Source organism: Candidatus Manganitrophaceae bacterium (genome assembly GCA_016200325.1).
Classification (GTDB): Bacteria; Nitrospirota; Nitrospiria; order SBBL01; family Manganitrophaceae; genus Manganitrophus.
Genome location: JACQEZ010000014.1, coordinates 155,787 through 171,837, shown reverse-complemented (window position 1 = coordinate 171,837; position 16,051 = coordinate 155,787). Strand labels below are relative to the sequence as shown.

The following is a 16,051-nucleotide window of genomic DNA, read 5'->3' as shown; positions in this document are numbered from 1 at the left end:
TCTGCATTGATCGATAAAGAGAGCGGTATGGATCGGTCTCCGCACTCCCCTCCCCTTAACAAGAAGGGACAGGCCGAGAAAGGGACGGCGCAATCTTATCTATACGGATACACCCATCGTATCTATCTCGCTCCACTGGAGCCCGGATCAATCGATTAACTCAACGATCGGGAAAGCAGCGGCGCCCTCAGCCCGAAAGGGTCTGTCGCGCGGGCCTCCTGTTGAACGACAACCCGAAATAGCCTCTTATTTCTTTTGTTTTTCGTTTTTTTCCTTCCGGAATCCGAAATTTTATTTTCCGGATTCCGAAAAAACATCTTTCCTTCACCCCTCATCGCAGATGCTCACAACCCGATTCCTCCCCTTTTTAGGCCCTCTTTTCCTCTTCCGCATTTATTTTTTCTCATGGCACGCCCTTTGCTCTTACCCCCTTGCGTCAACACAATCGGATCTTAAACCCGGGGGCCTCGGCTCTCAAACCTAAAGGAGAATAAAAAATGAAAAAGACAACTTTGATTGCAACCGCGATGGGATTGGCCCTGGTATTTGGAACCGCAATGAAGAGTGAAGCGTTCTGCTTGCTCGGTTGCGATGACAGCACCTCGGTCGACCAAAAGGCTGCCGGCCGCGACATCCGTGAGAACAGCGACAACGTCTCCGGGCAATCGGCCAAAGGATCTGGGAATCAGGCGATGCATGATGTGAAAGACGCCGTGGTGAAGAACAACGACTCCGCCACCGCGACCGGCGGCATGCACGACGCCAACGGCGACATTCGCGGCCAGATCAACGCGAATACCATGGCGGTGACCGGCGGACTCGATCAGAGCCACGACAACCTCAACGTCAACAAGAGCACCAACAACTACGGAAAGTAACTCGCAACAATCAATATACTGTGCGGGAGAAGGGGTGGATCGAAACTCCACCCCTTCTCGAAGCAGCCGCAAACTTCAATCACACCGTTGTAAGTAAGGAGAGGTCAAATGCCGACAAAATTATCGATCGCCATGCTCCTCGGGATCGCAGCGGTCCTCGGAAGCGCAATTTCAAGCAAGGCCGTCTGCCTCATGGACTGCGGGCCGGAACATTCCCGGCCCGCCGAAAAAGAGAACAACGGGAATGAAAATAAAATCGGAGGGAACCAAGCAGCCGGCAAAGGGAACCTCGCCACCGGCAACATCACCAATGGTGTCGTTCTGAATGGCGTCCAGATGCATTCCGAAAACAACGTCAGCATCGGCGGCGGCAATACAGGAGAGGTCAATACGACGTCTAATGCGGTGATCATGGGCGTTGATCAAAGCAACCATAACTCGACCAACACAAACACCACAACTCAGAAAAGATAAAAAATGAAGATGAGGACCCACGTTGGGGAAGGAATGAACCATGAAGATTAACAAAATAGGGACGCCAATCAGGCTGATCGTGGTCCTCTTTCAATTGGGATGGTCGACAGGGGAAATCTACGGAGCCCCGCCCATTCAGAGCGAAGAGGCCGCCCAGAAGGAGACCCAAGAAGAGAAGGACAAGCAGCGAGAGAAGACGCCTGAGGAAAAGAAAAAAGAAAAAGAAGACGACGAGGTGAAAGCCAACGTCAAGGATATCCGAAGACGCCAGGAGAATGACGAGAAATCGGTCCGCGTCCGGGCCAACATCTTCCCGGCAGATTCGCCGGAGGCCCAGTGCACCGCGGCCGACCGAGCGCGCGCCCGACTCGATGAGGTAACCGGCGACGGGAGCCTCCGGATGGGAGATGTAATTATCGACTCGACCAACGAGACCAATGTCGACAAAAACAAAGGGGCGATCAACAGCCAGGTCAACGTCAATATTACAAATACCAACAACAAACGTTGCTAAGCGCGAAAGGTGGGAGGAAAGGTTGTGAGAAGGGAAAAAATTCTTAAGATGGGCCTTCTGGGAATGATGCTCTCCCTCTGCCTGCAGCTGCAAACGTGGGGTGCCGAACCGGGTGCCCCGGGCGCTTCCGCCAAGGTCCGCGTCGCCGTCGCCCGGTTCGGCGCCACCGACCGGTTTGCGCAAGTGTATGGTGGCTGGGATATCGGCGGCGGGCTCGCCGCGCAGGTGGTCACCGAGCTGATCAACACCGGAAAGGTCGTGGTGGTCGAGCGGGCCATCCTCTCCCAGATCATGCGGGAGCAGGAGCTCTCCGCCTCCAAGCTCGTGACGAAAGAAACGGCGGCGCAGGTTGGACAGCTGCTCGGGGTCGACTATCTGATCGTCGGCGAGGTCACCGAGTTTGAGCAGAAGGCGGTGGGGGCCGGCGGAAAGGTGGGACTGCTGACCTGGCTGCTTCCGAAGGCGACGGTGGAGTTCTCCGCCGCGCATGTTGGAATCGATCTGAGGATCATCGATACCTCTACCGGAGAGATTATTCACTCCCATCGCTCGGAGGGGCGCGCCTGGGAGAAGGCGGCCGCTATCGATATGAGCCTGCCGACGCTCACCTTCGGCGGAGATGCCTTCCATAAAACGCCGCTCGGCAAAGCAACCCGGCAGACGATCCAGGACGCCATCGGTTTCGTCCTCGGCGCGGTTCAGGAGCGGCTCCGGACCTACTCCAGCGGATTGGGCAAGGTGATCCATATGGAAGACAATCTCGTCTATGTCAATGCAGGGGCCAACACCCAGGTCCATGTGGGAGATCGGCTCTCGGTTTTCTCGGTCAAGAAGGTGCTGACGGATCCGGAAACCAACCAGGTCGTCGGGGTCATCGAAAGTCCGATCGGAGAGCTGACCGTGGTCTTCGTCTCGGAGAAGTTCTCAAAGGCCCGCATCGTCGGAAGCGCAATGCCGAAGAAAGGGGACATTGTCCGCTTCTCGCAGAAAGGCCGGACCGGGATCAATGGCGAGGAGGCGGCCCCTTACGGCGATATCAGCGGATTGACAATCGCAAAATCAGGTTATCCCATTCTCGACTAAGGTAAACGACAATGAAGCCATTCTCGAAAAAAACCATTCTCAGCCGGTTGCTCTTCCCATTCATCCTCCTGGCGCTCCTGCCGGCGTGCAGCCGCCAGATCCGGCCCGATTCCGTCGGACCGACCCATCTGGAAGAGGGGCTGATCGCCTATGACCAAAACCAGTATGACGAGGCGATCAAACACCTCGACGCGGCATTGAAGCTCGATCCGCAAAACACGGAGGCGCTTTTCCGGAAAGGGGCGATTTATCAGAAGCAGAATAAAACCGATGAGGCGATCGCCGCCTACCGAGAAGTCGTCCGGATCGATCCGAATCACTTCAAAGCCCACTATAACCTCGCGAACCTCTACTCCTATGAAAAGGCAAACAACGTTCAAGCGATCTTCCATTACCGCCGCTTTTTGAGCCTCGCCCCGGCCCATCCGCTCGCCGGAAAGGCACAGACCCGTCTCGCCGAGCTGACCGAGGTTCCCGGCGACAAGCTGGCCCAGGGAAAGGGAACCTCGGAAGAGGAGGGACAGGGAGACATCCATTTGACCGGGGAGATGATGGTTCCGGCCGTCCCGCCGGCGGCCCCCGTCCTTCCGGTTGCACCGCCCATTCCGACGCCCGGGAACGCCTCCCCGGAGGCGCCGGCCGTCTCCTTCCCCCAGGTCGTCTGCGTCCATGGCGACACCCCCCAGGGAAAGAACGAGGGGAGCGGCTTCGTCGTCGGCCCCGGCTATATTCTGGCGAGCGGGCATCAGGCGAACCAGGCGAACCGTCTCGAAGTGCAGTTCCAGGACGGATCGGTCTACGCCGCATCGGTTTTGTCGGTCAGCGCGGCACTCGACCTCGCGCTCCTTCAAATTTCGTATCAGGGAGCGGAGCCGCTTTCATTCGTCTCGGCCAACACCGCCAAGACGGGCGAGCCGGTGATGGCGGTCGGCTGCCCGTTCGGCCTGAATCACTCCGCCTCGCAGGGGATCATCAGCGCGCCGGAGCGGACGATGGGCGACCGGCCGGTCCTGCAAACCGATGTCGCGATCAATCCAGGCAACAGCGGCGGGCCGCTGCTGAACCGGCAGGGAGAGGTCGTCGGAGTGGTCCTCGGGATGCTCCCTGAGGCGCGCGGGATCGCCTTTGCCGTTCCGAGCCGGGAGGTTCGGCGCTTTCTCGGCGAGACCTTCTTCCAGATGGGAACCCTCTTGGCGGAGGCAAAGCGGTATCCCGAAGCGTCCGACCTCCTCATTCAGAGCACCCGAACCTGGCCGCCGTCGGCGAAAGCCTACAACAACCTCGGCGAAGTCTACCGGAGGATGAAAGAGACCAAGAAGGCCGAACAGGCCTATGCAAAGGCGCTGGAAATCAATCCGAAGTATGCCGACGCACACTATAACATCGGGACCTTTTACGACAGCATCCTGCGCAATCCGCAGAAGGCGGCATTTCACTACCGCCGATATATCGAGCTAAAACCGACCTCGCCGGAGGCGGTGCAGGTCGGCCAATGGCTCGCCGCGATTGAGGCTAAAAAATAGATTGTAAAAAGGAGCGCAGAACTCTTAAAGTGGATATTAAAAATGATGTCGGTTTTAGTTGCGATTTAGGGGACGGATGGGGTACAAATACGGATTCCAACTCCCTCTTTTACCCGAGTAAGAATAATGGATCTTCCGAGATTCAAATCCGAAGTATTTTAAGGGAACGCGTGATGAAATCGTTGGGACGATATGAAATTTTAGCGGAGATCGGCCGGGGGGCGATGGGGATCGTCTATCTCGGAAGCGATGCCAAGATCGATCGGCAGGTCGCCCTGAAATGCCTCCGGCCCGAGCTGTTTGAAGCCTCGGAGGCGAACCGGAAGCGATTTCAGAAGGAGATCCTGGCGCTCGGACGGCTGATCCACCCGAACATCGTCACCATCTTCGATGCGGGAGAAGATCCGGCGACCGGAACCGCTTACATCGTCATGGAATATGTCGAGGGAACCTCCCTCGCCCAGCTTCTGAAAAAGGGAGCGTCCTTCTCAATCGATCAGGTCGTTCACGTGGCGATTCAGGTCTGCCGCGCCCTCGATTTTGCGCATCAAAAAGGGGTGATCCATCGGGATATCAAACCGGGAAATATCTTGCTGACCGACGATTTAAAGACGGTCAAGGTCACCGATTTCGGGATCGCCCGGCTCGACGGGGTCGGCCAGACCCAGACCGACCATCTCCTTGGAACCCCTCAGTATATGTCTCCGGAGCAATGCCGAGGGGAGCAGATCGACGGCCGATCCGACCTTTTCTCGGTCGGCGCCCTCCTCTATGAGCTCCTCCTCTTTCAGAAACCGTTTCCGGGCGAGACGATCCCGGCGATCATGCACCAGGTCCTCACGAAGACCCCGATGGCGCCGGAATTCGTCTCGCCCAAGATTCCAAGCCTCTTGAGCCATGCTGTGATGAAAGCGTTGGAAAAAGAGCCTGGAAAGCGGTTTTCATCCGGCACGGAGATGGCGGACGCGCTCGAAGCGGCGCTCCATCCCCGCCCGGCTGCAGCCGCCGAGAGCCGGACCATGGCCCTCTCCGCCAGCCAAGAGGGAATCCGGCCGACGCCGGCGGGCCGACGTCCGGTGTGGGTTCCGATGACCCTCGCCGGGATGGCCACGCTTCTCGGCCTCTGGTTGCTGGGGGGAAACCTCAACGCACTGCGCGAATCGAAAACCATGTCCGCTCCCGAGCCGACGGCGGTCACGACGGCGCAACAGGGGCAACCGGGGAAGGTCGAATTAACCAGCTCCCCGGCCGGCGCAGAGATTGTGATCGACGGCGAGCCGAAAGGGGTCGCGCCGCTGGCGCTCGACCTTCCCGCCGGCTCGCATGAACTGACCGCCAAGAAAAAGGGGTATCACCCGTTGGAGGCGACCCTCACCGTCGCCGCCGGCGAGCGGGTCCCGGTCGATTTAAAACTGACGGAAGAGGAGGGAGCGCGATGAAGAAAATCAACCTGATCGTCTTATGGGGGGTTGCCGCGCTTCTTCTTTCCCTCTTTGGAATGCAGGAGACCGCCGAGGCGGCGCTTAAAAAAGGGGAGGTCGCCCCGACCTTCGCCGCGCTCGACGCGGTGAAGAAAAAGCCGATGGTCTTGGTCTACTTCTTCAAGCTCGACTCCAAGCCGGCGCGCGAGGGGCTCGATTACCTCAAGGGCCTCTCTGAGCAGTATGAAAAAGACGGGATGACCATCCTCGCCGTGACGCAAGATGGCGCGAAGCTGCTCGATCCCTATCTGAAAGAGCATCCCCTCCCCTTCCCGGTGGTGAGAGACGACGGAAAGATCTTCAGCGCCTATCAGGTGAAGGTCATCCTTCCGACGACCTATATCCTCGGGCCGGGCAACCGGATCACCGACACCCTGGAAGGGGGCGGCCCTTCTTCGACCCGCTTTATCACCACGGTGGCACAGCGGGGGCTGCAGTTGAAGAAGACGACGTTGGCGAAGGGACTCTTCGAGACGGCGCTGAAATCGAATCCGAAAGACACCCAGGCCGCCGCCGGACTGGGACACGTCTTCCTCAAAGAGGGAAAGCTCGACCGGGCCGAAAGCGAGTTCTCCAAGCTGGCTCAATTGAAATCTCCGGAAGCGATCCTCGGGAAAGAGGGGCTCGCCGAAGTTCATCTCCAGAAGGGGGAGACCGACAAGGCGCTCGCCGTGGCGGAGGAGGTGGAGAAGGAGGAGCCGAACAACGGTCTGGTTCATCTGGTGAAGGGGAATGTCTTGGCCGGCCAAGGGAAGCAGCCGGAGGCGCTGGCGGAGTTTACCCGGGCCGCTGAGGGGAAGCTCTCCACCGATTGGCAACGGGCGACCGCCTACAACAATGCCGGCCGGATCTACTCCGAACAGGGACAGTATCCCCTGGCCGAAAAGATGTATCAGGAGGCGGTGATCCACAACCCCTACTCTTCCGAGATTCTCTCCAACCGCGGCGTCCTCTATGAGCGGCAGGGACAGCCGCAGAAGGCGCTCGCCCTCTACCAAGAGGCGCTCTCCGCCGATCCGGAAGACGAGGTCGCCAAGCACCTGATGAAGCGGATGGAGCAGCACCTCGCCTTCAAGGAGGATCTAGAGCGGCAGAAACGGATCGACACCCTCGTCGCCGATCTCACCGAGCGGTTCAAAACCGGCAAGGTCGCCGACCTGCCGGCGGCCGACCCCTGGTCGTCCAAGCCGATGACGGTCGCCTTCCTCGGTTTAAAGCTGATGGGGGGCGGGTTGTTGCGCGAGGGGATGTCGGAGGTGCTCCAGGCCGAGATGACCCAGCGGCTCTCCGCCGGCGGCCGGGTGGCGGTGGTGGAGCGGGAGATGCTCGACAAGCTGCTGGCCGAACTGAAACTCGGCTCGTCCGAACTGGCCGATCCGGAAACGGCGTTGAAACTCGGCAAGCTCCTCTCCGCCCGGCTGATCGTCACCGGGAGCCTCGTTCAAATTCCGGAGGGGGTCCGATTGAGCCTCCGGCTGATCGACCCGGAGACCTCGGCGATCAAGATCACCTACGCCGACGAGATGAACACTCAGAAGAACCTGATGACGCTGGCCGACCAGACGGCGCAGGCGATCGGCAAAAAACTCAAAGAGCAATATCCGCTCAAGGGGAAGATCGCCTCGGTGGAAGCGGGAGAGCAGGTGATCGTCAACCTCGGCACCCGTCACGGAATCAAGCCGGGAACGAAGCTGAAGATCATCGACGAGGGGGAAGCGATCGTTGTCGACGGAAAGACGATCGGCTTCAAAAAAACCAGGGTCGGCCTTCTCGAGATCGTCGAGGTGGAAGAAGGAATGTCCTACGGCAAGCTGACCGAGCACAAAACGGCTGTCCAGAAAGACCAGAAGGTATTGGAAGAAATCGGGGGGAATGATGCGGCCTTTTAGCGCTCTCTTGATACTCCTTCCCCTTCTCGCCGCCTGCGCCGCAGCGCCGGTCGCTTCGCCAAAAGCGCCCCTCTCCCCGGCGCCCGAGCCGCGGGTGTTGACCGTGGCGGTGCTTGAATTCGAAGACCATGGGATCGCTCAAACCGTCGCGACCCAGGGATTGGGCCGCACCCTCGCCGACCGGATCTCCGAGCAGCTCGCCGGCCGGCAGGATCTCCGGCTGATCGATCGAGAGTCGCTTCAGAAGATTCTCCAGGAGCTCTCGCTCGCGTCGCTCGACCTCGCCGACCGGGAAGGGCAGCTCCGCCTTGGAAAGCTCCTCGGAGCGCAGTATCTCATCATGGGAGGATATACCGCTTTGGGAGGAGGGCTTCGGATCGACGGACGGATCGTCGAAGTTGAAAAGGGAATCGCCGAAGGGAGCGCGCTGGAAGGGCGCGCCGCCGAGCGGGCGCTGATTGAAAAGGACTTTTCCAGACAGATGGCCGATCAGCTGATCGCCAAGGTCGGCCTTCCGAAGGGGACGCCGAAGACGGGACACGACTATTTTCTTCAGGGAATCGCCCTGGAACAATCGAACCACACCCAGAAGGCCTTGGAGCTGTACCAAAAGGCCCTCGCCATCGATCCCAATCAAATAGAAGCGCGGGAGCGGATGGAGAACCTCCTCTTAAAGGAAGCCCAATGAAAAAACAACTTTACTCGACTGCCCTTTTCATAACCGCCCTCGTCAGCCTCCTCCTCTCCCCGACGCCGGGAAGGTCGGCGGAAAACACACGATCAGAACCCGACGTGAAACACCTCTACCAGGAAGAGCGCTATGAAGAGATCATTCAGACGGTCGAGGGGAAGGAAACGCCCGATCCGCGCGAGTCGCTCTACCTGGGACTGAGCTATCTGAGAATGGGGGATCAGAAGCGGGCGATCATTGCATGGCAGCAGTATGTCCAGGCCAATCCGGGAAATGAGGGGAGCCGAGAGGTGTCGAAATACCTCACCCTCCTCCTTCAGGAAGAGGCGAAGCGGACCGCCCGGGAGATTCTTCAGCAGGAAAAACAGCTCACCGGGAAGATCGACTCCAAGGCGATTGCCGTCTCCCCCTTCCAGAATTTGGGACAGCAGACCTACACCCCCCTCTCGAAAGGGCTGGCGGAGATGATCATCACCGACCTCTCCAAGGTCAAAACCCTCAAGGTGGTCGAGCGGATTCAGCTCAAGGCGCTGTTGGATGAGCTGAAGCTGTCGCAATCGGGATTGGTCGACACCCAGAGCGCCCCCCGGGTCGGAAAACTGCTCGGCGCCGGAAAGATCACCACCGGCAGCTTTCTTGATCTGGAACAAGAAAAGCTCCGGCTCGATGCCTCGGTCACCCAGACCGAAAACGGAAAGCTGATCACCAACCCCGAGGTCCACGGCGCGCTGCCGAGCTTCTATCAGATGGAAAAAGAGATGGTCTTTAAAATCCTCTGCGGGATCGGGAGCTGTCCGGAGAGCCTCGACAGCCAGACGCGTGCGGCGGTCGGAGCGATCCACACCCGAAACTTCAAGGCGTTCCGTCTCTACTCGCAAGGGCTCGAATACCTCGATCAAGTAAAATATCGCGAAGCCTCGCGCTCTTTCTTCTTGGCGGTCGAGGAAGATCCCGAGTTCGAGCTCGCCCGAAAGGCGCTCCTCGACACCCCCCTCTTCCCGCTCGATCTGCAGGCGATGATCTCGGGGGCCGAGTCGATCGGCGACGGCGGACGGCTCCTCGCGGCCGGAACGCTCTATGCCCCCCAGGTTCCCGAGCCGTTGTCCGGAAACCGGGTGATGGCTCCCGGGCTCGGGATGTTGACGCCGCCCGCTCATCAGGCGCTCTCTCCCGGCCTCGGCGTGCTGACGCCGCCGACGGTCCCTTCGAATACGGTCCCGGTACAGGTCCACGTGCAGTTTTAGAAAATTGACTGGTTTTAGGAAGATTTCGACGCAGCTAAAACAGTGACGGAATTCAAAGGCTGAAAGAGAACATTCTCTTTCGGGCAACCTTTTGGGGCAGGAATCCATATCAATGAGAAACGCAATCACCGCAAAAAAGATCGGTTGGCTCTCTCTCTCCCTGGCGCTCCTGACCCTCCTCGGCAGCTGCCAAGGAAGCGGGAAAGAGGGACCTGCGTCGGTTCATCTCACCCTCGCCCTCCCGAATGCGACGAGCGGGTCCAAAGCGGCGTTTGCCCCCGCCCCGCTTTTTATCCACTCCTTTCAGCTGGAGGTCACCGGCCCCGATATCTCCCCTCTCTCCACATCGGCTCCGGTCAACCCCGACGGAACCGCCTCCTTGATTGTCCAAGTTGCGGCGGGGCCGGCACGGCACTTTGTCGTCACCGCCTTTGACAGCGACGGCGTCGCCCGGTACCGCGGCGAAACGACCGCCGATTTGGCCCCTTCGACCGCGCCCGATCTGATCATCTCAATGGCGGCGCTCGACCTCCCGGCGCCCCCCGCCACCTCGATTCAAATCTCCCCGGTCACGGCGATCGTCCCGAAGGGGACCTCGCAGCCCTTTACACTGACCGGGATCGACCCATTGCAGGTTGAATGGAAGGTCTCGAGCCCCATCGGAAACGTCTCCGACAAAGCAGGGACGATCACGCCGGACGGGAAATATATCCCTCCGCCGACCATCTTGACCGATGGGAGCGCCTCGGCGCCGTTCGGCACCCCGGTCCCGGTCACGGTGACCGGCTTTGACAAAAACGCGCCGGCCGTCGGCTACCCCGCCACGGTCCGCCTCACCACCGGAGCGCGCTTGGCTTTTGATCCAAACCGATCGGTCATTCCCCCCTCCAGATCGGTTTCGACTGAATCGAGCGGCGGGCGGGGGATCGCGTTTTATAAAGGCCATGTCTATGTCGTCTGGTCGCAAATTTTGGATCTGCAGCAACCCCCTAAAGTCCTTTTTTCTGAAAGCGCCGACGGAATCAAATGGACCGACCCGATTGCCGTCGCCGCGGGAACGGTGGAACAAAAAGGAGCGGTCAGCGCGGTCGGGCCGGACGGCTCGCTCTATGTCGCCTTCGTCGAATGTCCCGCCAGCTGCAGCAGCAATCCGACCCCGATTGTTCGCTTGCTGGTCCGTCGACCGAATAACCCGATTTTTACTTCGATTCCGCTGACCTTGGTCGGCGGCGCCGCACAAGATCCGGCCGTCGTCGTCTCTTCTGAAGGAACGGTCTATCTCGCCTGGTCGGCCGATCAAGGATCGACGAGCTTTTTCGATATTTTATTTCAGCGGTTTGACCGAACCGGCGCCCCCCTCGACGACGCGCCGAAAGATCTGACGTCGGCCAACGGCGCCTTCAATGAAATGCAGCCGGTGCTCGCCCTCGGCCCGGACGACACCCTCTTCCTGACCTGGCAGGTCTCGGCCAATTCGACCGAAATCGCGGTCGCCGCGTCGGTGAACCGGGGGGACACCTTTTTGCCGGAGGTCCGGATCAACGACACCACCGATCCAACCGCCGCCGTGTCCCACCCCAGCATCGCCGTCGCCGCCGGACAGACCGCCTATGTCGTCTGGGAAAAAGACACTTGCGGCGGAGATGGATGCACCGCCGCTTTTTATAACGTGGTGAAGATCGCCGGGCCGGTTCTCGAATTTCAAGGGGAAAAGCCGGTCGGCTTTGCCGTCACCGGCTCGACACAACAAAATAACCCGAGCGTCTCCTCCGACGGGGCGGGGGGTCTCTATTTCGTTTTTGCAGAAACGCTCCGGGGGCAAAATACGAATGGGATTTTTCTGGTCAAAAGCACCGACGGCGCCGCCAACTTTGCCCCCCCTTCCCAAATCAACACCGCTCCGGCCGAGACCCCGGCACGACCGTTTCCCTCGGTCATCGTCGACAGCGCCGGCCGGCTCTTCGCCATCTGGAGCCATTTTCCGACCAGCACCCAGGGCAGCATCGACATTTTATTTTCCAAGGGAGAGTAACCGTGCACCGCGAGAGGACGTCGATTCATATGAAAAAAATAAGAGCCAACGGGATCTCGCTCGGGCGGGTCGTCCTCTCTTTCTTATCTTTCTTATCTTTCTTGTCTTTCTTATCTTGGGTGCTCCTCCTGGCGGCATGCAGCGGCGGGGGAGGGGGAAGCGAATCGTCGGGAACGGCGCGCGTCGGATTGACGATTAAAGTCCCCTCCGTTGAAAAAGCGTCGCTGTCGTATCAGAATAAATCATTCGCACCGGCTCCCGCGCCGATCGCTTCGATCGGCGTCGGCGTCGCCGATGCGCAGGGAGTGTCGCTGATCTCGCAGAAAGTCTCGGTCTCTCCCGGCGAAGAGGTGACGATCACCCTCGACGTTCCCGCCGGACAGGGCCGGACCTTTACCGTTCAGGCGTTCGATGGAGAGGGTACGGTTCTCTTTGAAGGACAGGCGAGCGCCGATCTGACCGCCGGCGTCTCCTCTTCGATCGCCATTCAGATGGCGCCGGTCGATCTCCCTGTGACCGTGACCCTCTCGATCAGCCCGACCGCGCAGTCGCTCCTCCCCGGAAAAACACAGCCGTTCACTGCGACCCTGACCGGACCGGGCGACCCGACGCTGATCTGGAGCGTGAACGACATTCCGAATGGGAATGCGGCCGTCGGAACGATCACCCAGACAAACCCGGCCACCTACACCGCGCCGAGCGCTCCCCCGGACGGCGGGTCTGTAACAATCAAGGTCGCCAGCGCCGCCAATCCGACCCTCTCCGCCACCGCCACCGTGACCCTCCTCCCCGCGCAGACGATTCTGATCAGCCCGGAATCGGCCCGCGTTTTCGCCGGAAAGAGCACCCCCTTTAACGCCACGGTGAGTGGTCTTTCAGATCACACCGTCAAGTGGAGCCTGGTTGGAACCGGCTCGCTCGGAGCGATCACCTCTACCGGACCGGCCTCCGCAACCTATACCGCCCCGGCCACCCCTCCGAGCCAAAACCCGGTCACGATTCGGGCAACCAGCGCCGCTGATCCGACCCTCTTCGCAACGGCGACGGTCACCGTTCTCACATCGCCGACGATCACCCTCACGCCGACCGCCCCGTCCGTCGTGACCGGCCAGACGCAGACCTTCACCGCAACCGTCGTCGGCCTCTCAGATGCGTCGGTCACCTGGTCGGTCTCCGGGGGAGCCGCTTCCGGAACGATCACCCAGACGAACCCGGCCACCTACACCGCCCCGGCGACGGTTCCCAATCCGAACCCGGTCACCGTCACAGCGACCAGTACGGCCGATCGAACCCTCTCCGCCACCGCCCGCGTGACGATCATCACCCCCCAGACGACCCTCTTTATCGACGGACAGAACGGGGCCGATCAAGCCGACTGCGGAACGCAGGATCATCCCTGCAAAACGATTACGGTAGCGTTGAGGAACGCCCAAGCCGGCCAGACCCTCTTGGTCGGCGCCGGAACTTACAATTTCACCACCACCGGCGCGGAGAGGGCGCCGCTGACGATGAAACGGGGGATCAACATTCAAGGGGCCGGGGCTGCGACGACGGTCCTCAGCTTCTCCGGGACGAACGACCCGGACGGCGCCGGCATTCTCGGCGCCGACAACGCGACCCTCTCGGGATTTACGATTCAGGACAATGACAACCTGCGATTTGACATCAGCATCACCAGCGTCGCTTCGACGATCAGCGACAACCTTTTTAGCGGAAATTGCGACGGCCCATGCGGATCCACCGCCGTTCGGGTGCGCGGGACCGGCGCGCCGACCCTCACTAACAATAAATTCGGCGAGAACTTGAATGGCGGATTCGCCGTCGCCCTTTTGGTGACCGACACCGCCGCTCCCGTCGTCTCAAACAATAATAATTTCATCGGAAACAACACGGCGATCCGAACCCTCTTAAACGCTGCGCCCAAAATCGAGGGGAATACAATCGTCGGAAACGGGGTCGGCCTCTCGGCGGAGAACACGTCAAAGCCAGATCTCGGCGGCGGGACAAAAAGCAGCGCCGGCGGGAATATCCTCAGCTGCAACACCAACGCCGACCTGATCACCTCCGGAAATCTGTCCGCGCAGCGCAACGCTTGGGATCACGTCCCGCCCAAAGCGGGAACCTCCGGGAACGGAATCGATCTTGTTTCACTAAACGACGCGACGGTCAATACCGCCAATGCCACTCTTGCGACGCCCCCCTGCGCCCTGAAGATCACCGCGCCGGCGAATGGAGCGATCGTCCGGGGAACCGTTTCGATCGGGGTGACCGCATCAGACCCGGTCGGCATCGGTCAGGTCGATTATGACCTCGATGGAACGTCGATCGGGAGTGGCCCGCCGGGCGGCTTCGGCCTCCAATTTAATACCACCTCCTCCCAATTTTCGGAGGGGGCCCACACCCTCAACGCCACGTCGGTCAACAATGCCCGGTCGACGAGCGATTTTGATTCGATCCGGATCACGATCGACAACACCCCGCCGTCGGTCCGGATCACCTCTCCGGCGGCGGGCACCCTGCTCGGATGCGGCCCGGTGACGGTGATCGCTTCGGCGGCGGATACGAATGGCATCGGTCAGGTCGAGTTCTTCGTCTCGAATGGGACGACCGATCAATCGATCGGGGTCGGGACCGCCGGCGCCGGCGGCACCTTTACCCGGAGCTGGACCCCCGGACCGAATGGAAGCTACACCCTCACCGCCGCGGCGACCGACCGGGCTGGAAATAGTAGCAACCGATCGCCCGGGGTTACCGTCCGGGTCTCGTGCGTCACGACCCTGCAGGTCTCCCCCTCAACGGCCGTTGTTGCCAAAGGCCAAGACCAAACACAATCATTTACCCTCACCGGCGCCACGAACAGTGATGTTTTCTGGAGCGTCAACGGACCCAATGGAAATAATTTAGATGGAACCATCACGGCAGGAGGAGTCTATACCCCACCCGCGAAAATTCCGACCAACGCAGCCGGAGTACCTATACCAGTCACTATCGCAGCGGTCAGCCGGACTAACAGCGGAGTCCGAGATACCGCCTCGGTGACGGTGATCACCGGACCGGTATTAAAGTTTAATCCAAATGTCCCGGTCAATCAGCCGGGTAAAAGCTCAACCGCCTCCTCCGGCCAGAGAAGCATCGCCTTCTTTAAAGGAACGGTCGAGGCGGTCTGGGCCGACGGGGGTGGCATCTTCTTTTCGGAGAGCAAAGATGGCAGAACCTGGTCCGAACCGATTCCGGTCGCCTCCGGGGATGTGGCGCAACCGGCACTCGCCGTCGGACCGGATGGGAGTGTTTATGTCGCCTATCAACTGACGTTTGTCACCGGTCCTGCGCCGATCCATACCGTCCAACTGGCGGTTCGTCGGCCGGCAGGAACATTCACATCGCTTTTTAGTTCGCCCAACTCCTCTTCGGCGCAAGATCCGACGATCGCCGTTTCTCCGGAAAGTGGGACCGTCTTCCTCGCCTGGGCCGACATCTTGGGACAAACCGGATTCGACCTCTGGTTCCAGCGGATCGACAAGGGGGGGAAACCGATCGACCTCTCCCCTCGAAACCTGACCGAAAAGTCGACCGACTCTCAACAGACCCAGCCGACGATGGCGGTCGGAAAATCGGAGACGGTTTTCCTCGCCTGGGTCGGACAAGCGAGACAGCAAAGCATCAAGGCGACCGCCTCTTTCGATAACGGGGGGAGCTTCGTCGATGAAATGCCGGTGACCGATGGGCTCGGACCGGTCGCGGCCCCGACGCTCGCCGCCGATTCCGATAACAACGTCGTCGTCGCTTGGGAAGCGCGTGCAAACGTCGACCAACCACCGTTCATCTTCTTCGACGCCGCGCTGAAGGCCGCTTTAGGGAACTTCCAATTCGGCAAGGACCAGCCGGTGGGGACCTTTTCACCTCCATCGCTTACGGTTCAGCAGAGTCGGCCCAGCATCGCATCTGATAATTTCGGTGGCATATATATCGCACTTAATGAGGTCTTTAACGCATCCGACTTCGGTGACATCCTTCTCGCGAAGAGCTCCGATGCCGGAAAGACATTTCAGTTCTCCAGAATTGATGATGACCCCAACCAGGTTCCAAACAAGTCGAACCCGTCACTCGCCGTCGACACCGCCGGCCGGGCTTTTGTCCTCTGGACGGATGGAAGATCGAATCAGGGAGAAGAGGTTTTCTTTGCAAACGGAGAGTAATTTACTCAGGATTGATTCCCTTGATCCACTTCATTTAACTGAACCC

At 59.9% G+C, this 16,051-nt stretch carries 11 protein-coding genes; all 11 read left to right on the top strand.

The genetic code is table 11. The features are described 5' to 3' along the window. Positions 1-497: 497 nt before the first annotated feature. The 11 genes from HY282_12375 (at position 498) to HY282_12325 (ending at position 16,005) form a co-directional block, all read left to right on the top strand. The gene (locus HY282_12375) at positions 498-878 is read left to right on the top strand and encodes a hypothetical protein (GenBank protein ID MBI3804545.1); all 381 of its coding nucleotides are present in this window, start codon (positions 498-500) and stop codon (positions 876-878) included. 108 nt (positions 879-986) lie between these two features. Next, complete coding sequence (locus HY282_12370) at positions 987-1,352, top strand: hypothetical protein (GenBank protein MBI3804544.1); 366 nt, start codon at positions 987-989, stop codon at positions 1,350-1,352. 40 nt (positions 1,353-1,392) lie between these two features. After that, entirely contained in the window at positions 1,393-1,866 is a 474-nt protein-coding gene (locus HY282_12365) for a hypothetical protein (protein MBI3804543.1), read from the top strand. Positions 1,867-1,890: 24 nt separating this feature from the next. Then, the gene (locus HY282_12360) at positions 1,891-2,949 is read left to right on the top strand and encodes a hypothetical protein (GenBank protein ID MBI3804542.1); all 1,059 of its coding nucleotides are present in this window, start codon (positions 1,891-1,893) and stop codon (positions 2,947-2,949) included. A gap of 11 nt (positions 2,950-2,960) precedes the next feature. Then, entirely contained in the window at positions 2,961-4,472 is a 1,512-nt protein-coding gene (locus HY282_12355; protein ID MBI3804541.1) for a tetratricopeptide repeat protein, read from the top strand. Positions 4,473-4,645: 173 nt separating this feature from the next. Next, positions 4,646-5,911, top strand: coding sequence for a serine/threonine protein kinase (locus HY282_12350; protein MBI3804540.1), 1,266 nt, complete (start codon positions 4,646-4,648; stop codon positions 5,909-5,911). Beyond that, entirely contained in the window at positions 5,908-7,842 is a 1,935-nt protein-coding gene (locus HY282_12345; protein MBI3804539.1) for a tetratricopeptide repeat protein, read from the top strand. Before HY282_12350 ends, HY282_12345 begins: the two co-directional genes overlap by 4 nt. Continuing rightward, positions 7,826-8,530, top strand: a complete 705-nt coding sequence (locus HY282_12340) for a tetratricopeptide repeat protein (protein ID MBI3804538.1) — start codon at positions 7,826-7,828, stop codon at positions 8,528-8,530. The genes HY282_12345 and HY282_12340 overlap by 17 nt, the downstream gene beginning before the upstream one ends. Further along, complete coding sequence (locus tag HY282_12335) at positions 8,527-9,777, top strand: hypothetical protein (protein ID MBI3804537.1); 1,251 nt, start codon at positions 8,527-8,529, stop codon at positions 9,775-9,777. The genes HY282_12340 and HY282_12335 overlap by 4 nt, the downstream gene beginning before the upstream one ends. Before the next feature lie 112 nt (positions 9,778-9,889). Further along, on the top strand, positions 9,890-11,809 hold the full coding sequence (locus HY282_12330) for a hypothetical protein (protein ID MBI3804536.1): 1,920 nt from the start codon (positions 9,890-9,892) through the stop codon (positions 11,807-11,809). Between the two features lie 29 nt (positions 11,810-11,838). Next, a complete protein-coding gene (locus tag HY282_12325) occupies positions 11,839-16,005 on the top strand; it encodes a DUF1565 domain-containing protein (GenBank protein ID MBI3804535.1) in 4,167 nt (1,388 codons plus the stop codon). The last annotated feature ends 46 nt before the right edge of the window (positions 16,006-16,051 follow it).